Source organism: Mycobacterium asiaticum DSM 44297, from assembly GCF_000613245.1.
Lineage (GTDB): Bacteria > Actinomycetota > Actinomycetes > Mycobacteriales > Mycobacteriaceae > Mycobacterium > Mycobacterium asiaticum.
The window spans coordinates 1,786,618-1,807,524 of record NZ_HG964937.1 but is presented as its reverse complement, the minus strand read 5'-3'; the positions used below and the strand labels follow the sequence as shown (position 1 = coordinate 1,807,524).

At 64.8% G+C, this 20,907-nt stretch carries 17 protein-coding genes; 11 read left to right on the top strand and 6 right to left on the bottom strand.

The window, feature by feature from the left end; genetic code table 11:
• Nucleotides 1–24: 24 nt before the first annotated feature.
• The gene (locus BN972_RS29295) at nt 25–1,182 is read right to left on the bottom strand and encodes a hypothetical protein (protein ID WP_142277133.1); all 1,158 of its coding nucleotides are present in this window, start codon (nt 1,180–1,182) and stop codon (nt 25–27) included.
• Nucleotides 1,183–1,479: 297 nt separating this feature from the next.
• Here BN972_RS29295 and BN972_RS18625 point away from each other — a divergent pair, with 297 nt between their 5' ends.
• Nucleotides 1,480–4,119, top strand: a complete 2,640-nt coding sequence (locus tag BN972_RS18625) for an ATP-binding protein (protein ID WP_051545598.1) — start codon at nt 1,480–1,482, stop codon at nt 4,117–4,119.
• 235 nt (nt 4,120–4,354) lie between these two features.
• Nucleotides 4,355–5,203 (top strand): NHL repeat-containing protein, encoded by an 849-nt coding sequence (locus BN972_RS31385; RefSeq protein WP_051545594.1) that lies wholly within the window; start codon nt 4,355–4,357, stop codon nt 5,201–5,203.
• 24 nt (nt 5,204–5,227) lie between these two features.
• Here the strand turns inward: BN972_RS31385 and BN972_RS29790 are convergent, their stop codons facing one another.
• Nucleotides 5,228–5,374 (bottom strand): hypothetical protein, encoded by a 147-nt coding sequence (locus tag BN972_RS29790; protein WP_167659581.1) that lies wholly within the window; start codon nt 5,372–5,374, stop codon nt 5,228–5,230.
• A gap of 140 nt (nt 5,375–5,514) precedes the next feature.
• On the opposite strand from BN972_RS29790, the gene BN972_RS18615 reads away from it, so the two are divergent.
• Genes BN972_RS18615 through BN972_RS18600 form a run of 4 tightly spaced genes read left to right on the top strand, consistent with a single transcriptional unit; the run spans nt 5,515 to nt 8,375 of the window.
• Complete coding sequence (locus BN972_RS18615; RefSeq protein ID WP_200869742.1) at nt 5,515–6,348, top strand: enoyl-CoA hydratase/isomerase family protein; 834 nt, start codon at nt 5,515–5,517, stop codon at nt 6,346–6,348.
• 20 nt (nt 6,349–6,368) lie between these two features.
• Nucleotides 6,369–7,148 (top strand): SDR family NAD(P)-dependent oxidoreductase, encoded by a 780-nt coding sequence (locus BN972_RS18610; protein ID WP_036361284.1) that lies wholly within the window; start codon nt 6,369–6,371, stop codon nt 7,146–7,148.
• Between the two features lie 60 nt (nt 7,149–7,208).
• Nucleotides 7,209–7,709, top strand: coding sequence for a pyridoxamine 5'-phosphate oxidase family protein (locus tag BN972_RS18605; protein ID WP_036361282.1), 501 nt, complete (start codon nt 7,209–7,211; stop codon nt 7,707–7,709).
• A 12-nt stretch (nt 7,710–7,721) separates the two neighbouring features.
• A complete protein-coding gene (locus BN972_RS18600) occupies nt 7,722–8,375 on the top strand; it encodes a trimeric intracellular cation channel family protein (RefSeq protein ID WP_036360514.1) in 654 nt (217 codons plus the stop codon).
• A 16-nt stretch (nt 8,376–8,391) separates the two neighbouring features.
• On the opposite strand, the gene BN972_RS29950 is transcribed toward BN972_RS18600, so the two are convergent.
• The 3 genes from BN972_RS29950 to BN972_RS18585 all read right to left on the bottom strand — a co-directional run bounded on the left by BN972_RS29950 (nt 8,392) and on the right by BN972_RS18585 (nt 13,829).
• Nucleotides 8,392–8,769 carry an adenylate/guanylate cyclase domain-containing protein gene (locus BN972_RS29950; RefSeq protein WP_036360512.1) on the bottom strand — a complete coding sequence of 126 codons (378 nt, stop codon included), beginning with the start codon at nt 8,767–8,769 and terminating at the stop codon, nt 8,392–8,394.
• A 7-nt stretch (nt 8,770–8,776) separates the two neighbouring features.
• A complete protein-coding gene (locus BN972_RS30870; RefSeq protein ID WP_200869741.1) occupies nt 8,777–10,393 on the bottom strand; it encodes an adenylate/guanylate cyclase domain-containing protein in 1,617 nt (538 codons plus the stop codon).
• A 202-nt stretch (nt 10,394–10,595) separates the two neighbouring features.
• The gene (locus tag BN972_RS18585) at nt 10,596–13,829 is read right to left on the bottom strand and encodes an adenylate/guanylate cyclase domain-containing protein (protein WP_051545591.1); all 3,234 of its coding nucleotides are present in this window, start codon (nt 13,827–13,829) and stop codon (nt 10,596–10,598) included.
• Between the two features lie 158 nt (nt 13,830–13,987).
• On the opposite strand from BN972_RS18585, the gene BN972_RS18580 reads away from it, so the two are divergent.
• Nucleotides 13,988–14,398 carry a hypothetical protein gene (locus tag BN972_RS18580; protein WP_036360510.1) on the top strand — a complete coding sequence of 137 codons (411 nt, stop codon included), beginning with the start codon at nt 13,988–13,990 and terminating at the stop codon, nt 14,396–14,398.
• Here the strand turns inward: BN972_RS18580 and BN972_RS18575 are convergent.
• The gene (locus BN972_RS18575; RefSeq protein ID WP_099051113.1) at nt 14,395–16,002 is read right to left on the bottom strand and encodes a GMC family oxidoreductase; all 1,608 of its coding nucleotides are present in this window, start codon (nt 16,000–16,002) and stop codon (nt 14,395–14,397) included. The genes BN972_RS18580 and BN972_RS18575 overlap by 4 nt on opposite strands.
• 416 nt (nt 16,003–16,418) lie before the next feature.
• On the opposite strand from BN972_RS18575, the gene BN972_RS18570 reads away from it, so the two are divergent.
• The 4 genes from BN972_RS18570 (at nt 16,419) to BN972_RS18555 (ending at nt 20,884) form a co-directional block, all read left to right on the top strand.
• Nucleotides 16,419–17,003 carry a TetR/AcrR family transcriptional regulator gene (locus tag BN972_RS18570; protein ID WP_261785919.1) on the top strand — a complete coding sequence of 195 codons (585 nt, stop codon included), beginning with the start codon at nt 16,419–16,421 and terminating at the stop codon, nt 17,001–17,003.
• Nucleotides 17,004–17,074: 71 nt separating this feature from the next.
• Nucleotides 17,075–17,827, top strand: a complete 753-nt coding sequence (locus BN972_RS18565; RefSeq protein ID WP_036360505.1) for an MBL fold metallo-hydrolase — start codon at nt 17,075–17,077, stop codon at nt 17,825–17,827.
• Nucleotides 17,828–17,978: 151 nt separating this feature from the next.
• Nucleotides 17,979–20,549, top strand: coding sequence for a SpoIIE family protein phosphatase (locus BN972_RS18560; RefSeq protein ID WP_036360503.1), 2,571 nt, complete (start codon nt 17,979–17,981; stop codon nt 20,547–20,549).
• Complete coding sequence (locus tag BN972_RS18555; protein WP_036360501.1) at nt 20,549–20,884, top strand: STAS domain-containing protein; 336 nt, start codon at nt 20,549–20,551, stop codon at nt 20,882–20,884. The genes BN972_RS18560 and BN972_RS18555 overlap by 1 nt, the downstream gene beginning before the upstream one ends.
• Nucleotides 20,885–20,907: the final 23 nt, after the last annotated feature.

Sequence of the window (20,907 nt, the reverse complement as noted above, 5' to 3'; positions counted from 1 at the left end):
ATCTCAAACGCATTTGAAGCCGCTCTAGCCCCGCTTCCGGCAGATCAGCAACGCCTCGACATAATCCCACCGATACCGCTCCGGATCGTCCGCCACACGACCCTCAAGCTCGCCGAGAAAGTCAGCGAGGAGATCGGCAGCGCGCATACCGGTTTCGCGCGCGAACGCACGCAAGAACAGCGGCCCGCCCCACGCGGTGATGCTTTTGACGTAGTCCCGTGCAAACACCGCCGCCTCGTCATGCCGATAGGGGTTATCAAGACGGAACAGTTCGGCGCTTTCGAGCGCCAGTCCGCCCACCTGCCCGCCGCCCACCTCGAAGGGAGCACAGAACTCGTCGAGCGTGCGCGACCAGACCGGAACGACAGCCGCCTCCACGGTGGCGCTGCCGATGCGGCCGGCGTTGCGCCACTCGGCAAGCAACCGATTCATGTCTGCGATGATCTCGGCGTACAGACCGGTCCTGTCGGGGCATGGTGTGGGGGAGGCGGGGATGGCGGCGACGAACCACCCGCCCGGCGCGAGCTCTGCGGCGCGCATTTCGAGCAGGCACTGCCAATGCCGCTGCGCGGCAGCACGCCAAGCGCGGCGCTCCTCGCTATCCACATGATCGGGATAGCCCGGGAAGATCGAGCCACTCGACGGCAAACCGGCGGTGTCGGGCACCCAGTGCATGCATGTTCCGGTCACCGCGATGTGCACGGTGCCTGTCGGCAAGCAAGGCGCCTGATGCAAGGGAATTCCGGCCATAGAAACGACCGTCGCCGCAGTTGGGACCCGATCGAACGCTCGTCGACAAGCCTCGCCGTGGGCTTCCGGCTCGGTGTAGTGAGCGCCCGTTCCTTCGTCGGCAACGCCAGGTCCGGTCTGACCCTGCGCGGGGATTACGACGACCCCGCTCCCATCCGAAACCGGCCTAAAGGCTTCCTGCAAATGGCCGGCGGCGACATTCCAACTGTTCGTCGGAAGATCGACGAGCGCGTAGCTCAACGGCCGTCCGTCGCGCAGCGCCGCGAGATCGCGGATGAGGCCGTGCGAGTTCACCCCGTCGGCGGCACCCAGATCCGCCACCCGAAGCACCGGTTCGCTCGCAAGGTGCTGAGCGGCGGACAGGACGGCCGGGTGAGTGGCCTCAAAGGCGGCGAGTTGCGAAAGGGCGTGTCGTGCATAGTCATCCGCCATGCTCGACAGTTCCGGACGACGTGAGGCCGTGGCAGTCCCTTTCCCGCGCGACGCCGTCGCGGGCGGGACGGCGCGACGGGATTATCGTGCCACGAGCCAATGTGCTGGCCAAGATCGACAAGCGAATTCAAAATCGGCAGCCATGGAATCAATAGGCGCTGATTTCCGGCCGATGCCGCAAGGGTGCCGTTGAGTTCGGATCCCTGCGGGCGTTGGCTGACGGCAGTCCACACCATGCGGTCAGTGTGAGATTCTGCTGGTGTGTCCGCGCCAGTGGCGGCTGCTCCTTCGGGAGTAGTGACGTTTCTGTTCACCGACGTCGAAGGGTCGACCCGCCGGTGGGAAGCTGACGCGGATTCGATGCGGCTGGCGCTGGCCGCCCACGACGAGCTGTTGCGATCGGTGATCCAGACGCACAACGGTTGGTTGTTCAAGCACACGGGTGACGGGATTTGCGCCGCTTTCGCCTCGCCGCGCTGTGCGGTCGATGCGGCGGTGGCCGCGCAGCGGTCCTTGAAACTGCCGGTGCGGATGGGCATCGCGACCGGTGAAGCCGAGCCGCGAGACGGAGATTACTTCGGTGCGGTGCTGAACCGTGCGGCGCGGGTGATGGCTGCGGGTCACGGCGGCCAGATTCTCCTGGCCGAGTCGACGGCAGGGCTTTTGAGCGGGGTGGAGCTACTGGATCTGGGGCCGCGACGGTTACGGGGTGTCCCTATGCCGATCGGTGTATTCCAGGTCCGAGCTCCGGGCTTACGCACGGAGTTTCCCCCGCTGCGGGCACTCGGTGCCAATCCGGGAAATCTAATGCAAACCGGCAGCAAGTTGATCGGACGCGAGGTCGAGGTCGCAAAGATCCAAACGGCGGTCAGGGCGCATCGGCTGGTGACGCTCACGGGTGTTGGTGGGGTCGGTAAGACGTGCCTTGCGATGGAGGTCGCCGCCCGACTGGTCGATGAATTTCCCGACGGCGTTTGGTTTTTCGAGTTGGCGGCGGTCACCGATCCGGCCGCCGTGCCCGACGCGATGGCGGTGGTGCTGGGCATCACGCAGCAGCCGGGAAAGACTGTCAGCGAGTCGGTCGCCGCTGCGTTGGAGGACCGGGTCCGGCTCTTGGTGATTGACAACTGCGAGCACGTTCTCACCGCCGCCGCAGACCTGATCGAGGCGATACTTGCGTCCTCGGCGACGGTACGAATCCTCGCTACCAGCCGCGAAGGACTCGGCAGTCTGGAGGAGCGGGTATGGCCAGTGCGTTCCCTGAATGCAGCGGGAATCGACTCCGCGGCGGTGAGCCTGTTCGTCGAGCGCGCGCAAGGCATTGCGCCCAGCTTCTCGCTGGCCGACGGTGCCGAAGCGACCGCAATCGCTGAGGTATGTCAACGCCTCGATGGGATCCCATTGGCTATCGAATTGGCTGCCTCGCGGATGGGCTCGATGACCGCCAGTGAACTGCGTGATCGACTCGATCACCGATTCAGGCTCCTGGTCGGCTCGCGCCGTGGCCTGGAGCGGCACCACACGCTGCGCCACGCCGTGGCCTGGTCTTACGACCTTCTCGGTAACGCCGAAAGGATCGTGCTGGAACGCTGTTCAGTCTTCACCGGCGGATTCGACCTCCAAAGCGCTTGTGCGGTAGCCGGATCCGATGATAGCGACGAGTACGCGATCCTCGAGGTGCTCGACGCCTTGGTGCGCAAGTCGCTACTCGCGGTGAACCAGACCGGTGCACGAACCCGTTTTTCGATGCTGGAGACGATCCGCCAGTTCGCCGAGGAACGACTCACCCTCCGCGGCGAAGCAGCCGAAGTCCGTAACGCCCACTCGCGATACTTCGCTAGGCGGGAGACCGACCTCATGGATATGTGGGACGGCCCGCGTCAACGAGAGACATACGACTGGCTCATGGTCGAGCTGTCCAACCTGCGCACCGCGTTTCGGTGGGCCGCGGACCACAGTGACCTGGACGCGGGCGCCGCGATCGCGTCCTATGCGGCCTTTCTTGGACCGTTTCTTGAAAACTACGAACCGATCACTTGGGCCGAAGAGTTGATCGAACCCCTCCGCGCTGTGGGACATCCCCGTCTCGCCGCAGTATGTGTGGGGGCATCCCTGTGCTGCCTGATCGGACGCTTCGATCAGGCCGTGCACTACAGCGAGATCGGCCAGCCCGTCATCGCGGCCGCCGGCGACAAGGTGTCCTACTTCGGTGAAGCATGGCTCGGCAGTGCGTATTTGTTCGTCGGCCGGCCCGAACGGTATGTCGACTTATGCCGAGCCCAGCTGGCCCGCAGTGGTGACACAAACACCATGGCCAAGGCGAATCTCGCGTTCGCCCTATCCGTCACCGGTTCGACCAGCGAGGCGCTCGCCGCTGCTAAGGGTCTTCTGGATACCGCCGAAGCGATCGGGAATCCGTGGGTGCTCGCTTACACCCTCTTCGCTTGCGGATATGCCTTCCGCGACACCGATCCAGACCTCGCGCTCGAGGTGTTGCGCCGCGCGGTGCTCGTCGCTGAGGACAGCGGCAACCGCTTCTTCGAGACCCAACTGGGGTACTGGCTGTGCGGATTCGAGGCCGAGCAGGGAAACCCGTTGGCGGCGTTGAAGTCCCTCGACACTGCAATCCGCAATAACTATGAGTCGGGCAACATCGGCATGCTGCCTAACCCGCTGGCAATCCTTGCCGGCGTCCTCGACCGGCTCGGACGCTACCAACCAGCTGCCACCATCACCGGTTTCGCGGCGGTCAACCCCATGGCCGCGGTCACCCTGCCCGAACTCCGGACACGGATAGCGCACTTGCGCGCAATGCTCGGTGACCAAACCTATGAATCCCTTACACGCAGCGGGAAATCGATGACGATCTCCGCCATGGTGACGTACGCCCACGACCAAATTGACCAGGCGCGAGCCGAAGCTACCGACGAAGCTTGAGCAAATAGCGCCCTTCGTCGATACGAGCGCGTAGGGTCAGAGCGCCATGGTTTCGCCACCGGGACCCCCGGAACGCGAGCGGCCCGCGCCGCATCCGCATCCGCCCCCATCGCCGCCGGGAGCCCATCCGGCGGCGGGAAACTTCGCGGCCGCCGGTCCAACCCAACGGCCGCCGCGAGTCAAGGCCAAACGCAGAAGCACACCGTGGATCATCGCCGGTATTGCAGCTGCACTCGTGACAGTCACCGCAATAGCGGCAATCCTGTTTCTCCAGAACATATCTGGCGAATCACCCAAAGGTCAGGTGGTATTGCCCTTCAGCGGGTTGAACGATATCGGCGGTGTGGCAGTGGACAATTCGGGCGCAGTCTACGTAACCGACTCAAAAGCCAATCGGGTGCTGAAGCTGGCAGCGGGCTCGACTACCGCAGCCGAGCTGCCCTTCACCGGTCTAGACAACCCCCACGGTGTCGCCGTCGACTCCTCCGGCTCGGTATACGTCGCTGACACGGGCAACAACCGCGTGCTGAGGTTGGCCTCCGGCGAGAAGAGCCCAACCCAGCTACCGTTCACCGGATTCAACAGCGGCAACCGCCCCAGCCGGGTGGCGGTGGATGCCAAGGGCACCGTGTATTGCATGGACTCCGTCCAGTTGCTCAAGCTGCCGGCGGGTTCCTCCAAGATGGTGTACGTGCAGAGCGGGGAGGCCTGGCTGAGCAACTCGGCCGGGATGGCCGTCGACAAAAACGGTGCGGTGTACCTGCTCGCCGTCGACACCATCTATTACGGCAAGTCCGAAACCAGCGTGCTGAAAATGGATGCCGACCGGAGCCAGCCCAGCAAGCTGGAACCGCCCATCGCCGGGCTGAAACGTCCTGCCGGTCTGGCCGTCGACGGCAACGGCGCACTGTATATCGCAGACGAAGAAACCAACCGGATCCTGAAGTTGCCCTCCGGCGCCAAAGACCCCATCGAATTGCCTTTCACCGGCCTGAGCGAGCCCGGTGACGTGGCGGTGGATAAGGCCGGGAACGTCTATGTCGTCGACACTGGCAACAAGCGGGTGCTCAAACTGTCGACGTAGAGGACCTGGTACCAACGCGCAGAACTAACCGTGATGCGGCGGTCGTTCGTCGCGCAGCCGGCCCTCGTCAAACGCCTCGCGCACCTGGTCCTCGTCGCCGAACCGCTCCAAGTCCTCCCGGGTGACGGGCGCGCGCGGCGGTTTTGGCGCGCGTGTCGGTTCGGTAGCCATCGCACAATTGTCCTCCGGTCGCCTCAAGCCATTGCGGGCTCCTTCTGTCTCGGCATTGGCCCGCGGTAATCCACCACGTGGTCAGCTGAGATCATTCGGCTGAAGCAGGAAACCAAGCACTACGGATCTCGAGGAGAGCGATGATGGAATCAACTGCAGCACAGCAGGACCCGAAGCCTCCGGAAGGGGATTGGCTGGGCACAAAGTTCCTACGGTTCGATCGGGAAGGCCCGTTCGGGATCTGCACCCTCGACCGGCCGGAGGCACGCAACGCGATGACCCCGGCGATGTATTTCGGCATCAAGTATGCGGTCAAGCACGTCGACGCCGATGCCGACCTCGCCGGCCTGTTGATTACCGGCACCGGTGATGTCTTCGCGCCCGGCGGTGACATGGGTGGCGGTGGTGAAGACAACTGGCTGACGTTCGGATCAGTGCTGGGGATGGACGCCCTGCCGTTCGACACGCTGCGCCAGTCGGCTAAACCAGTGGTAGCCGCGGTCAACGGCCTATGCCAGGGCGGGGGGCTGCAGATCGCACTGTGCTCGGACATGGCGGTGGTCAGTGAGCGCGCCACCTTCCGCGTGCCCGAGCTCTACCGCGGGATCGCCGACACCTACTACAGCCACACGCTGGCCCGGCTGATCGGGCCGGTACGCACTCGCGATCTCATGTTTACCGGCCGAACGCTCTCGGCGGCCGAGGCTCTGAACTGGGGCCTGGTGGCGCGCGTGGTCCCGCACGACGAGTTGCACAACGCCGCGCGCGAGGTCCTGGCTCAGTGCTGCCGCACTGCGCCCCAGGCTCGCAGCGTCGTCAAGGCCAGCCTGGACAACTATGTCGGGCTCTACGACCGGATCGCAATGCAGTCCAGTCTCGGTGCGCCCGAGTCGATCGAGGGCTTCCTGGCATTCAAGGAACGCCGTTCCCCCGACTGGGTGCATCCCGCACTGGAGCTCGACGGACGTCTCTAACTTTGGAGGAGAAACCGCCAGTGGCAGACAACCTAGAGGACATGTTCGGAATTGGCGGAAGGATCGCCGTCGTCACCGGCGCGGCCGGCGGCATCGGTCTGGGAGTTGCGCAGGTGCTCGCTCTCGCCGGCGCTACCGTCGTGCTGGCGGACTGTGACCACGCCGCAGCCGAGCGCCACGCCGCAGCCTTCACCGCGAGAGGCCAGCAAGCCGTCGCGGTCGACGTGGATCTGGCGGACGAGGCATCGATCGTGCGGGCCTGCGCCCAGATTGTCGAAATCGGTGGTGTTCGTGTTCCTTGGCTTTTAGTCAACAACGCCGCGTTGCAGGATCGGGAACCGTTACTGGATGCGACCGCCGCTGAATGGGATCGAATCCAGAATGTCAACGCGCGAGGCGCATTCCTCATGACCCGGGAGATCGCGCGCGCGATGGTCGCCGCGCAACAGGGCGGAAGGATCGTCAACATCGCATCTAACGCCCTGCGCGGGGGTCTTATCAAAGGCCTCGTGTCCTATACGTCGTCTAAGGGCGCGTTGGCGGCACTGAGTCTCGCCACCGCGTTCGAGCTTGCCGACTACGACATCACCGTCAACACCGTGCTGCCCGGCGCCGTCATCACTCCCGGCGCAATCAACGCCAAAGGTCCGCTCAGCGACGGTCCGGCAACTCGCAAGACACCGTTCGGATTCCAGGAGCCGCACGAAATTGGCGCCGCAGTGCTCTATTTCGCCTCACCTGCGGCTCGAGCGGTTACCAATCAGGTACTCGCCGTGGACGGCGGGTTCTCCGTCAGCTGAGCCGACGCCGCGGGCATGGGTATCCAGACGGATCCAAGCGGGGGTAGGACTCCAAACATGATGAACAAGCAACAGTTGGCCGAAGAACTCGCCCAGCCCGGCGCCCAAGAGCTGCTCTCGGGTTCGATGGCGCGGCTGGCCTATAACGGACACGACGGCTTCCCTCGGGTGATCCCGGTCGGTTTCCACTGGACCGGCGAGCGCATCGTCGTTTCCACGGCCCCGACGTCCCCGAAGGCCCGCGCTCTGGCAGCCCGCCCGCAGGTCGCCGTGGCAATCGACACCGGATCCACACCGGAAGAGGCGAGGACACTGTTGGTGCGTGGCCTCGCCACCCTTGACACCGTCAGCGGCGTCACCGAGGAGTACCTCGAATCCGCCCGAAATTCGATGGACGGGCCCGAACTCGAAGAGTTCGAACGCAACGTGCGCGCGACATACCAAGAGATGGTGCGTATCTCGATTGAGCCGCTCTGGGCGCGGTTCTACGACTTCGGCGCCGGCCGGTTACCCGACTTCCTCGCGGAGCTGATCAACGGCGGTGAGTCCGCAAACTCGTGATAAGCACTTCACGTGAGCGCCGAAGCCCAGCTACTCCTCGTCCTCGATCTCACCGGCACGTTCGTCTTCGGATTGAACGGCGCGCTGACAGCGGTACGCGTCGCGCGGCTGGACATCGTGGGGGTCGTGACGCTCGGCCTGATCACCGCGATGGGCGGCGGGGTCATCCGTGACGTCCTGATCGGCTCCATTCCGCCCGCCACGTTTCGGGACTGGCGTTACTTCGCGCTGGCCGGGGCCGGCGGACTGATTGCGTTCGCGCTCAGCCGACGGTTGGACCGACTGGGTACGGCGATCACCGTGCTCGACGCGATCGGGCTGAGCGTTTTTGCCGTCATCGGCGCGAGCAAGGCCGTCGAATACGGGCTCGGGATCGCGCCCGCGCTCCTGCTCGGTGTCGTCACCGCGGTAGGTGGCGGCACGATTCGCGACATGCTCGTCCTGCAGATTCCGACGGTGCTGCGTAGCGATCTGTACGCAATCCCCGCTTTAGCGGCCGCCGCAATCACTGTGGCTGCCATGCGGTTGGACGTCTACGGTCTGCCGGCCGCGGTGGTAGCCGGATCGGTGTGCTTCGTGATCCGGATGCTCGGGGTCCGGTTCAATCTGAACGCACCTACCCCACCCGGCGGCTACGAACCCGAAGTGCCTCACGAGAAGGCCTGATCGGATTAACCGTGCCTCAGCGGATGGCGTCTAGAACGTAGACCTCGACCGGCTCGCTCTTGCCCTTGACCTTCACCCGGCGCCGCGCACTGACGCGGGCCGCCTCGCCGAGTGCGACCACGGTCCCATGTCCGACGATCACCTGGCCGGGCTTGGCCAGGTCCTGCAGCCGCGCGGCCAGGTTGACCGTGTCACCGATCGCGGTGTAACTGCGCATCTGCGCGGCGCCGACGTTGCCAACCAATGTCGGACCGGTGTTGATCCCCACCCGGAACCGTGGCCAGTCGTCGTGCTCGACGGCGGCCTGCTCGACGGCCGCATGCAGCGCCAGGCCGGCGCGAGCGGCGCGCAAAGCGTGATCGATGTGCCGCGCTGGGGCTCCCCAGACCGCCATGACCGCGTCACCGACGAATTGCGTTATGGGTGCCGCCGGTCTCGAGAATCACCGGAACGATCGCCCCGTAATACGTGTTCAGCATGGTGACGACATGGACCGGGGAATGGGCTTCAGCGAATGCGGTGAACCCGCGCAGGTCGGCCATCAAGACCGTCGCATCAACGATCGCGCCACCCAGTCCCGCCTGGTCGGGGTCGGCGAGCAGTGCGGTCGCGACGGCGGGGGACATGTAGCTGCGGAAAAGGTCGTCGAGATGACGGTAAAGACGAGCGTTTTCCAGTGCGATCGAGGTCTGACTGGCGAAAGAGCGCAGCAGTGCTACGTCGGCGTCGGGGAAGATGCCGCTCGGTCGCCGGACTGTGATCATTCCGGCGATCTTCCCCTTCACCTCGAGAGGCAGCTTCAGCGTCACCGCGCCCGACGCCGTGGGACCAGGGGCAGGGGAGTCGTTGGAGTGCAGCTCGCCGGCATGCATTACGGCCAGTCCAATGTCATCGCGAGGGAAGGCATCCGCGATGGCCGACATCACACGGCCTAGCAAGACATCTTCATCCTGAATCACGCTCAATTCCTCGCCCACCGCAACCAGCTTGCCCAGTCTGCGCAATTGCTCGCGCTCGGCGCCAAGCGCTTCGGCAGCGCGTTTGAGAACGGCGACCTGCTGTTCGGACAAGCCGAATCGGTCGGCAAGGCGAATGGTCACAGCGCCGGAGGGCACCTGTTCGCCACGCTCGCGACGCCGCATGACGTCGACCATTGCGTCCAGCGCCATGCTGTAGTCGCTGCGCAGCGCGGCGACGGTCTCCCGGGTCGCGAGGGCGTCGAACAACCCACGCGCTGAACCCTCCCGGTGAAACTGGACGCGAGCGCTGTAGGCGATGAAACAGAAGGCCGTCGTCATCAACAGGTGCCAAAGCCACCACGAGGCATGCCAACTCATCCCGACGGCCAGCGCCACCGATGCCTCCGCGAGCAGCACGAAGGCGGTCAGGACAGACATCAACACGACCGCAGGCCGGCGGCGATAGATAGGAAAATACGCGGCCGCCGCCGTGGCGAACAGCGCTCCGCCGATCAGCGCCGCATCGTGTTCCACCCGCTCGACCAGCTCCTGGTCCGGCAGCCGATCCAGTAATCCGAAATTGACCACTACCGCACACAACGCCATGGATGCCCAGACCAACCCGGACAGGAGCCGGCGCAGCATCCAAAGTCCGGCGCTTCTGGCGGGGCTGAACGTCGCGGCGGACGCCAGCGCCACCGTGCCCGCAAGCACCAACCCCATTCGCGTCGGAAACATGAAGTCGGCGTCGGACGTGTCCTTCAACACTCCTGGTGTGAAAAGTGCATGAACGCCGAAGAACCCGGCCGTCGTCACGAACACCAGCGACACCAGCCACAGGCGGGCGTCGTTTCGCGCGCGAGCCGCACGGGCTATCACCACGCCCAGCGCGACGCTTACCGCCGACGCGGACAGGACCAGCACGAAGTGCGCGATCCGGTTGTCCCATTCCAGGTCGACGGCCGGATGCTTCAGTAGCAGCCACAGTGCCAGCATCGGGAGCGCCAGGTGCATCAGCCAATTCGCAGTGCGAAGCACCGATCCGCGGTGTGCAGCCATTCGGCTTTCCCCCAGCATGCGCTCCCGAAATGCGCAGTGGCCGACCGTCGGCCCCAGACGGAATTGCATTGTTGTCAGTGCATCACACGGAACCTTGGCGTTTGCTGTCAGCGCGGGGCCACGGAGGTGGCTTGTGCGGGTCCGGCTGGCAGGTAGGCGGTGTCACCCTCGGGCACGTCTCCATCTTCCCGAGCGCGCAGCGTCAGGTTGCGCCAAGCGCCGCGGTGGCTTTGGCGGACTCAACTAGCGCGCTCTCTGCTGACACGCGACCCATCGCGGTGGCCAGAGCGGATCGAGCAGCTTGCCCACGCAACTCGAAATCGTCAAGCGCCGAGCGTAATTCGAACAAATGCGCGCCCTGACGGTCTGCTGACTGCAGGGCGCACTGCAGGTCGTCACGACGTTCCGCTGGGTCCCGCCGGGTATGAGAAAGCAGCCGCAGCAGCTCCGCGTCGTAGAAACACATTCCCGTCTCGCGTGCCAGCGCTAAGGCCTCCTCGATGCGGGCGCGGGCGTCGTCGAACCGTTCGGCGGCGATCAACAGCCGCGCCAGTGCACCAGCGAAGAAAGGCAGATAGACGTTGAGGTCAGCGGCGCGCAGTTCATCGACCAGTTCGCTGACCCGCGAGACGTGGTCCGAAAAAGCCGATGACGGACCGTTTTCGGCGTATGTCAACAGGGCGTCGATGACGGTCCGTAGAATCGTGCCCCGTAACCGCCACTGGTCGAAGCCGTGCCGTCCTGCGTCGTCAATCATCTCAGCCGCCAGGGCCGACGCGCGGTCGAGTTGGCCGGCTTCGGTTCGCACCCAAATCTCAGCGAAGCGCAGATAGGCAAGGCTGTAGGGCCCCTGCGGGAAACCGATGCCTTCAACGCAGCGCGCGGCGTGCGCCAGTTCATTCTCGGCAGTGGGGAGATTGCCCTGGACCATCCGCAGTAACGCAAGATGAATACGGGCGGCCACGATGGGGTCAATCGGCAAAAAGCCCACCGTCTCGGTCTCACGATTGTCGATCGCTCCGCGGCCGGTTGCAAGCTCCAAATGCGAAGCAGCGTCGGCAAACTCGCCACGAAGGAAGGCAAGCACCCCTGACCACGCGGCCAGTCGCGGCCAGAATCCAGGACGCCATTGATCCAGCGCGGCGCGCAGCAATTCGAGCGCTTGAGTTGCGCGGTTCAAATCCGCACGCCCGGTGTAGTAACCGGTCAAGACTCCCAGCGTCGCAAAAAGCTCCTGCGCGGTGGATGTCCGGCCGCGGCTATTGGTCGGCACTTCGGCGCCGACCAGCTGCAGGCAGCGTTCCAGGTCGGGTGCGACGACCGGGCTTGACGGACTGACCGCGCTGCCGGCGAGAAATCCCCGACCCAAGCGCAGGGCAATCTCCCGGCGGTCGCGATCGGGGCTGGGCGGGCACCTGTCCAGTTGTGTTAGCGCATGGCCAAGGTGTGTGCGGGCCTCGTTCAGGGCGCCGCGACGACGTGCTGCCGCTGATGCCTGTTGATGCGCGGATGCGGCGTCATCGAATCGCTCGGCCCAGGTGTAGTGGTTTGCGACCAATCCCCAGTCGGGTTCGCCGCCAACACTGCACAGGGCGTCGCCGACTCGGGCGTGCAGTCTGCGGCGGACGCTGGGCGGCGCCAATTCAACGGCCACTTCACGCAGCAGCTCATGACGGAAACGCCAGCCATCCGCCTTCCACGGTTCCAGCACCTGCGCCGCCGCGAGTTCACCGACGACGCGGTCGAGGTCTTCATCGTCCATGTCGACCACGGATCGCAGCAGGCCGGTGTCGACGTACCGACCGATGACGGCCGCTGCCTCCACCACGGGCACCACCTGCGCGCTCGCACGGAGTCGGGCGAACAGCGGCTCATAGAGCGCTTCGGGAACACCAACCTCGGTGATCCCGGCGACCACCTGCTCGATGTAGAACGGGAGGCCGTCACACCGGGACCGAACAGTGGCTTGCTCCTGCGGTGTCAACGCCGGATTGAGGGCGGCGATCAATTCGTCGCTTTCGTCCTCGGTCAACGGCTGGAGCTCAAATACATTCGCCGGCCAACTATCCGGAAGCCAGTCGCGGTTTCGTCCCGTCACGATCACCAGCAGGCGGCCGTGGCCCGCGCCGAGTAGGCCGCCAAGCACCTCGAGGCTGGCGGGGTCGAACCAGTGCGCGTCCTCGGCGACCACAAGACCGGGGTCGTTGCCGAACCGGGCCAACAGATAGGTCTGCACCGCTTCGAAGATGCGGTTGTAAAGCTCGGGCCCTTGGTCCGGGACCGCCTGGTATCCGTGTTGGGCGTCGATGCTGAGCACCGGCGCCAGCAGCGGAATGAGGCGGGCCGGGTCCAGGCCCACCCTGACCACCTCGGCGGTCAACAGCGCCAGGCGCTCGGCCGGTGCGGTGAGGCGACCGATGCCGCAGTGACGTTCGATCAGCGCACGTACCGGGTGCATACCGGCGTCGGTATGAAACGGCGACCCGATCAGTTCCAGCACGGCGTTCCCGGACTGCGTGACCAGTACCTCGCCCGCCGTCGCCAGCCTGCTCTTGCCGATACCCGCTTCCCCGCTGAACACGATCCCCGGCATGTCCAACTGGCCCGCCTGTGCCCGCGCCCAACTGGCCTGCAGATGCTGCCACTCTCGCGACCGACCGACGATCGGTCCCTGTGCAACCCGCGCTGGTACCGGTCGCTCACCCAGCACCCGGTAATGGTCGATCAGGCCGGCCACACCCTTCACCGGCGCGGCGGGGCAGGATTCGAGTTCGAACGCATCACCGACGAGGCGCGCGACAGCCTCGGAGATCACGACAGCGCCAGGCGCGGCCAAGCCGCACACCCTGGCAGCAAGATTGGCGCCGAGGCCGTACACGTCGGCCTGGGTTGTGTCTAGATAGACGACACCGCGGTGCACGCCCACGCGAGCACGCACTTCGAACCCGAAGCGTGCTTTGACCTGGGCGCTCAGTTTCGCGACCGCCCGGTTGATCTCCAGGCCGGCGAGCACGGCTCGGCGCAGGTCGTCCTCGTGCGCAACCGGGTGCCCGAAGACCGCCAATAGCCCGTCGCCATGGGTCGAGCCGATGTGGCCGCCGAGGCGATTCACGGTTTTGAGCACGTGCTCGCGGTACCGGCCGACCACTAGGCGATAGGTCTCTGGTTCGATGGTGGTCGACAACGCGGTGGAGTCCACCAGATCGACGAAAAGTATTGTCAGCCGGCGGATTTCACCGCCCTGGGCCGGGGCCGTCAATAACTCCTCGGCGTCGGCATTACCTTCGTCGGCGGCCAGCACCTGCCCCGCCAGGGCGGTGGCCGCTGCTCGATCGCCGCTGTCAATTGCCGCGACCGCGCGATCCAGCAGCGCATCGATTGCTGCGGCTTTTTTGCGGCCGTGACCGTCCCGGCCAGGGACATCGCGCTCGTCCACGTCAATATCCTGTCACTCCCGGCGCGCGAGGGCACCGGTCAATTTTGCGGCTGAGGGATTTGGGGCTGCGCGATCGCAGTCATAACGCGAGGTGAATTTGGGTAAACAACCGGTGCGGCAGGTTGGCAATCGGATAACTAGTCGAAAGGCGGCATGGAATGGCTCGTCAAGAGGGTGGCCGGTGGGACGTCGGTGTAGCGAACGACGCGGTGTACGTCGAGCGCATCTCGGAGAGCGACGACAAGGTGTTCGATGATTTGCTGGCACCCGAGGAGGCTCGCGCTCTGGCCGGCTTGCTGAACAAATATGCAGATAAGGCTGAGGAATCCGAGGGGTCCAGTGACTCGAAGGACTCGAAGGGCTCCGACGACAAAGACGCCGACGACAAAGACGACAAAGACAAAGACAAAGAAGACGACGACAAAGACGATGACGATGAAGACGACGACAAAGACGACGATGTCAAAGACAACGATGACAAAGACAACGACGACAAAGACGACGATGACGATGACGATGACGACAAGAAAAGCAAGAAAGACAAGAAGGGCAAGAAAGACGACGACTAGCTGAGCGCGTACGCGCGGTGCTGCGCGGGTGCCGGAAGGCCGTGCTCGCGACGCAGGCATTCCACCGCGCGCTCGCCGACGATCACACAGGGCGCCTGGGTGCCGCCGCTGGTGATACGAGGCAGGACCGAGGCATCCGCTATCCGGAGACGTTCCACGCCATACACTTTCAGGCTCCCGTCGACAACAGCCAGGGCGTCCCGGCCCATCTTGGCGGTGCCCGACGGGTTCCAACAGGTCGATGCGGCGTCGCGGACAAAGCGCCGCATCTCGACGCCCTCGAGCGGGCCCGGCATCACTTCTCGTTTGGTGAAAGGCCGTAGTTCGGCGGAATTGCCGATGGTTCTGGCAAGTTCGATGGCCGTGACCGCCGCTTCGACATCGGCGGGATGCGATAGCAGCCGAGGGTGAATCTCGACGGGGTCCTGCGGATCTGGTCCGGTCAGGCGGATCTCGCCGCGGCTCTTGGGTTGAACGAGTGCGGGAGACAGATTCCAGCCAGCCTGCGGTGGCTTGAACCGCCTGGTGTTCTCGACGCTGGAGGAGTTCGGGAATTGCACTTGGCACGTTTGTATATCGGGGGAGTCGAGTCCGGTGTCGCTGTGCCAGAAGTAGGTTGCCTCGACACCGTTGTTGTGCGGGGTGACGGCTTCTTCACTCTCCCAGACGCAATCGAATCTGACGTGGTCTTGCAAATTTTGACCGACTCCGGGCAGGTGCGCGACGACGGGTATACCGTGCTGGTGAAGCTGGGCTTGGTCACCAATGCCGGACTGCATCAACAGCTTTGGTGTGTGCACCGAACCCAGGGACAGCACCACCTCCCGCGCGGCCTCGGCGCGATACAACCTGCCGTGGTGGGAGAACTCCACTCCGGTGACGGAGGCGCCATCGGTCGTCAACCGCGTCACCATCGCGTTGGTGAGGACGGTGAGCCCGGGACGGCCGAGCTGTGGAACCAGGTATGCGCGCGCAATGGATTTCCGTAGTTCGCCTCGCACCAGCAGGTCGGCAAGGGCGGCGCCGCCGGGGCCCTCCATCATTTCCCCGTTCGGGCTGTCGAATACAGGCAGATCCAGGGACTTGGCGCTATCTAGCAGGGCGTACGCGATTGGATGGGGATTGGGCGCGGACTGGACATAGACGGGACCGCCGGAGCCGCGGTAGCGCGGCTCGGGTCCGCCTTGCCAATCCTCGATCCGCCGGTAGATGTCCACCACGGACTCATAGCTCCACGCCAGATCGCCGGACTCCGCGGCGAAAAAGTCCCAGTCCGAACGGTGTCCGCGAGACCAGATCATCGCGTTGATGCTTGACCCGCCGCCGAGGCCCCGGCCCATCGACATTCGCATAGATCGGCCATTCACCGACTTGCTCGGCATGGTGTGGAAGTTCCAGTCGCGAGCAGTGCCCAGGTTCAGCGGCCACTGGGCGGCCACCGCCACAGGTAGGGATATGTCGTCTCCGCCGGCTTCCAACAGCAGCACCCGGATACCAGGGTTTTCGGCGAGGCGACCAGCCACCACGGAACCCGCGGTTCCGGATCCGCAGACGATGAAGTCGTAGCGCAGCTCGCCGTCCAATATGCCTCTCGGCTCAGCCATTCGGTATTTGCCCCTGTCTGCAGACGGCCGCATAACGGTCGTTGTGGAACGAACCGTACGTCAGCAGCCGCAGACCAGCAAGGCGCTCCATCATCGGCCAATGCCTTTGCCGGCCCGGGTTTTAACGTGCCACCATTTCTCAAGTAAACACACACAAGACCAACGCCTTTGTTCTTGAAATGTATTGATAGGCAATGTAGCTCGGCGGGTCGCCGCAGCAGCTCTCGGATGCCGGTTCTCAAGGAGGCTGGCGGCGCCTGGGCGTTGCACGTATCAAACCCCGGTAACCGGATTGCCATGAGGTTCCCAGAAGATCGTCAGCGGTTTTCAAGCTGATCGGACTTGAAATAGCGATAGTTATGCTATAGCGGTAGACTCGCGTCAGTCAGCCAGAACAGCCAGCAGTTGAGGAACTCGTGCGATACCCACCAGATCAGAAGGCCAAGGCGCGCGATTCGCTCCTTCGGGCCGGCATGCGGTCGATGAAGGTCGCCGGCTTCAACGGGGTGGGCGTGGACGGGCTCGCCGCCGCCGCCGATGTGACGTCCGGTGCGTTCTACTCGAACTTCGCGAACAAAGAAGCAATGCTCGAGGCGGTCGTCGAGGCCGGGGTCGGGGAGCCGTTTCTGTCCGCGACTGAGTCAGGCACCAACCCTGAGCGACGAAAGCAGCTGAAGAGCTTTCTGGCGGACTACCTGACTCTCAACCATGTGCAGGCGCCGGAAGAAGGTTGCGTGATGCCGGCGCTGAGCGCGGATGTGGCCCGCGCGGGCGAAGCGGCCCAGCAGGCCTACGAGCGCAAAATCGGAGCCCTGGCCGGCCGGATCGCCGAGCTGCTTGACGGAACGCGCGCCGACCGCGAGCGCCGGGCGTGGAGCATCGTCGCGCTGCTCGTCGGGGCGGTGTCGATTTCGCGCGCGATGCCTGATCCAGCGGCGCAAAAGAGAGTGCTGACAGCGGCGAAGCGGACTGTCGACGGGCTCGTATCTCAGGTGCAATGACGGGCGAATGATTCTTTAGCGCGCCACCGGGTACTGCAGACGTTCGAGTCCGGCTCCGGGGAGTGATAATCATGGCGACGCTGCACCGAGATGCTGCGGAAGGCATCCATCGCATCGAGCATGCCCACGTCAACCTGTTCGTGGTGGAGGGCGAACGCGGCGAATACACCCTGATCGACGCCGGTCTGCCGGGCGTGTGGCCACACCTTGGTCGATTGCTGACCGAAATCGGTGCGCAGCCGGACCGAATCGCCGCGGTGGTGCTCACGCACGCGCACTTCGATCACGTCGGCGCCGCCGCGGCAATCCAGAAAGAATGGCATCTGCCGGTGTGGACGCACAGCGACGAGAGAGAGTTGGCCGCCCATCCGCTGCGGTACCAGCACGAACGCAACCGCCTGGCGGTGCCGTTGACCCATCCGAAGTCTCTGCCGATCATCGCCAGGATGACGCTGGCCGGGGCGCTCTCCACCAAGGGCATCGACGACGTGCAGGTATTCGACGCCGGACGGAGCCTCGACGTGCCGGGACAGCCGGTGCCGGTGTTCACTCCGGGGCACACCTTCGGCCACACCGCGCTGTACTTCCCGGACCGAGACGCAGTGATCACCGGCGATGCTTTGGTGACACTGGACCCCTACACGGGTGGTACAGGCCCACAGATTGTGTCCGGCGCCGCTACGGCCGACAGCGCTCAGGCGCTCGAATCCCTTACGGCGCTGAGGTCGACCGATGCAAAGACCGTCCTGACCGGACACGGGGCGGTATGGACCGGGGGCATCGCCGACGCGACCGATATCGCGGCGCGCCGCGGGCCGCACTGACGTTTCAAAGACCTGATTCTGGGTACGCCCGCAGATACCGGCTGGGCAGCCCGCTGGTCACTGGATCAAACGCTGTCCCGGTGCTTCTCACGGGTGTGGCGCAGCGCGTCCAAACGCAAGAAGGCCAACCCAACCGATTAGGTTCTTATCTATGGACGAAGACCGGGATGAATCCGCATTCACCTGGCAAGGGGAGCGCGAGCTGCCGAGCGAAATCCATGAACAAGTCAATGTGCTGGTCGCGGCACGCGATCAGCTGGAACACCTGCTGAGGGTCATCGTCGAGATCGGCTCCGACCTGGATCTGGACGTGACGCTGCGTCGTGTGGTGAAGGCGGCGATGGATCTGGCCGGTGCGCGGTACGGTGCGCTTGGCATACGAGGATCCGACGGCACCCTGGTGTCCTTCGTGCACGAGGGCATGGATGAAAGCTCGGCGCGGCGGCTGGCCGATTTGCCGGTAGCCGCTGGCATGCGTATAGACAACCTGAGCGACCTCCCGGAAGCGGCCAGGCTGCTCGCGCAAGTGCCCGCGATGCGGGCGCTGCTGGGGATACCTATCTCGGTGCGGGGAGCTGCTTTCGGCAACCTCTATCTCGGCGACGACCGGCCCGGGCACACGTTCTCCGGAATTCACGAAAACGCGGTGCGGGCGTTGGCCACGGCGGCGGCGGCCGCCATCGACAACGCTCGGCTCTTCGCGCGCGAACGGGAAGCGTCCAAGTGGACCAACGCGAGCCGGGAGATCACCACCGCCCTGGTGTCCGGTGACCCGCAGACCAGGCCCTTGCAGTTGATTGTGAACCGGGCGTTGGAACTCGCCGAGGCGGAACAGGCCATCTTGTTGGTTCCGCAAGAGCCGAATGTGCCGGCTGACGAGGTGGACACACTGGTCGTTGCCGCGACCGCCGGACGGTATTCGTCCGAGGTGATCGGCCGGCAGGTCCCGATGGCCGGTTCGACGACGGGTGGTGTCGCGCGCCGTGGTCTTCCGCTCATCACGGATTCTTTCCAATACCCGATCGAGGGGTTCACCGACGTCGGTGAACGCTCGGCAATCGTCATGCCGCTGATCGCCAACGACGCGGTTTTGGGCGTGATCGCCGTCGCTCGTCAACCGCAACAGTCGCCGTTCAACAATGACTATCTGCAGCTGGTCAGCGATTTCGCCCGGCACGCCGCGATCGCGCTGGCCCTGGCGGCCGGCCGCGAACATGCGCTCAACCAGGAGCTCGCCCAGGCGGATACCGTCCATGATGCGGTCCACGCGGCGGCCGAGGAGTTGCGTCGGCTCTGGCGGGCCCGCCGGGTTTTGGCGGTCACGTTCCCGACTCGCAATCCCTCGGTGAGGGCCTTGGCATCCGTACCACTGGTGGTTTCCGTCGGCGAGGCGGCGGAGTGGGAGGACCTGCCGGAGCAAACGCAGGCAACGCTGAGTGCGCTGCGCGACGGGGATCTGCTTACCGTGACGGCCACGGAACCCGGCACGGCGGGCATCGCGCTGCAGCATCCAGAAGGTGTGCTGGTCGTTTGGATCGACCTGCCGGCGCAGCGGCTGTTCACCCTGGAAGATCAGACGCTGCTGACGGTGCTGGCCGGTCGTCTCGGCCAGGGCTTGCAACGCGTGCACCAGGTCGACCAGCAACGCGAAACCGCCCTGGCACTGCAGCACGCGATACTGGGGCCGTCGGAGTTACCGTCCGGCTTCGCGGTGCGTTACCAGGCCGCCAGCCCGCCGCTGCAGGTCGGTGGTGACTGGTACGACGTCGTCGATCTGGAGGACGGGCGCATCGCGCTGGTAGTGGGCGACTGTGTCGGTCATGGCCTATCCGCTGCCACCGTGATGGGGCAGGTACGCAGTGCCTGCCGCGCACTGCTGTTCGACCACTCCAGCCCCAGTGCCGTGCTCGCCGGGATGGACCGGTTCGCCGCCCGCCTGCCCGGCGCGCAGTGCACCACCGCGGTGTGCGTGGTGCTCAACCCCGACACGGGCGAACTGGTCTATTCCAGTGCCGGGCACCCACCGCCGATCCTGGTCCACGCCGACGGCACCACCCAACTGCTCGACGGAGGCCACTCACTGGTGTTGGGGATGAAGACCGATTGGTCCCGCCCCGAAGCCCGGATATCGATGTCTGCGCGCTCGACCCTCGCGCTCTACACGGATGGGCTGGTGGAACGGCGCCGAACCGCAATCGAGCAAGGCATCTACAACGTCGCGGGCGTCGTCCACGATGGGCGGGCCGTCATGCTGGACCAGCTAGCGGATCGGGTCATGTCCCGCGTCGCGCCCAGCGGAGGCTATCAAGACGACGTGGTCTTGATGCTTTATCGCCACCCTGCCCCGCTGGAGCTGCATTTCCCGGCCCATCCCGACCACCTCGCGCCCACCAGGACCGCCCTCCGCAGGTGGTTGACCAAAGCCCAGGTGAACCCCGACCAGACGATGAAAGTGCTGATCGCCGCGGGCGAGGCTGTCTCCAACGCGATCGAGCACGGGCATCGCCACTATCCGGGTGGCTTTATTACCCTGGATGCGACCGCACTCGACGATCACGTGGAATTGACCATCACGGACACTGGAACCTGGAAGACGCCAGACCCCGCCAGTTACCCCAGCCGCGGCCGGGGTATCACTTTGATGCGTGGCCTCATGCACGACGTCGCGATCGAACCCGAAACCGCCGGAACCACGGTGCGTTTAGCTACGAGGATCAGCTGATGCCGACGGCACTGACCCTGGAAAGTGCGCGTTCGGAGGACGGAAGGCTGGTCCTGACCGCTCTGGGCGAGATCGACCTGAGCAATATCGACGCGTTCGACCAAGCACTCGGGACCGCCGCCACCGCGGCCGCCAGCACCGGTGAACGGCTCACCGTCGACCTCAGCGAGGTCGAGTATCTCGACAGCGCTGCCATCAATGCCCTGTTCAGTCGCGCCGACCACATTCAACTTGTCGCGCATCCGCTGCTGATCTCCATCCTGACCATGAGCGGGTTGAACAAACTGGTCCACGTCGAACCGGCGCAGCCGGAAGGGCAACAAGCGGAGGCGTGACCCTGACGCCAGAGCGATGAATG

Bases quoted from the DNA above. Each gene is read 5' to 3' on its own strand.
- BN972_RS18615 (WP_200869742.1), top strand. From the start codon at position 5,515: ATGATGGAATCAACTGCAGCACAGCAGGACCCGAAGCCTCCGGAAGGG.
- BN972_RS18560 (WP_036360503.1), top strand. From the start codon at position 17,979: ATGGACGAAGACCGGGATGAATCCGCATTCACCTGGCAAGGGGAGCGC.
- BN972_RS18605 (WP_036361282.1), top strand. From the start codon at position 7,209: ATGAACAAGCAACAGTTGGCCGAAGAACTCGCCCAGCCCGGCGCCCAA.
- BN972_RS18575 (WP_099051113.1), bottom strand. From the start codon at position 16,002: ATGGCTGAGCCGAGAGGCATATTGGACGGCGAGCTGCGCTACGACTTC.
- BN972_RS30870 (WP_200869741.1), bottom strand. From the start codon at position 10,393: ATGGCTGCACACCGCGGATCGGTGCTTCGCACTGCGAATTGGCTGATG.
- BN972_RS29295 (WP_142277133.1), bottom strand. From the start codon at position 1,182: ATGGCGGATGACTATGCACGACACGCCCTTTCGCAACTCGCCGCCTTT.
- BN972_RS18565 (WP_036360505.1), top strand. From the start codon at position 17,075: ATGGCGACGCTGCACCGAGATGCTGCGGAAGGCATCCATCGCATCGAG.
- BN972_RS18555 (WP_036360501.1), top strand. From the start codon at position 20,549: ATGCCGACGGCACTGACCCTGGAAAGTGCGCGTTCGGAGGACGGAAGG.
- BN972_RS29790 (WP_167659581.1), bottom strand. From the start codon at position 5,374: ATGGCTACCGAACCGACACGCGCGCCAAAACCGCCGCGCGCGCCCGTC.
- BN972_RS29950 (WP_036360512.1), bottom strand. From the start codon at position 8,769: ATGGCGGTCTGGGGAGCCCCAGCGCGGCACATCGATCACGCTTTGCGC.
- BN972_RS18580 (WP_036360510.1), top strand. From the start codon at position 13,988: ATGGCTCGTCAAGAGGGTGGCCGGTGGGACGTCGGTGTAGCGAACGAC.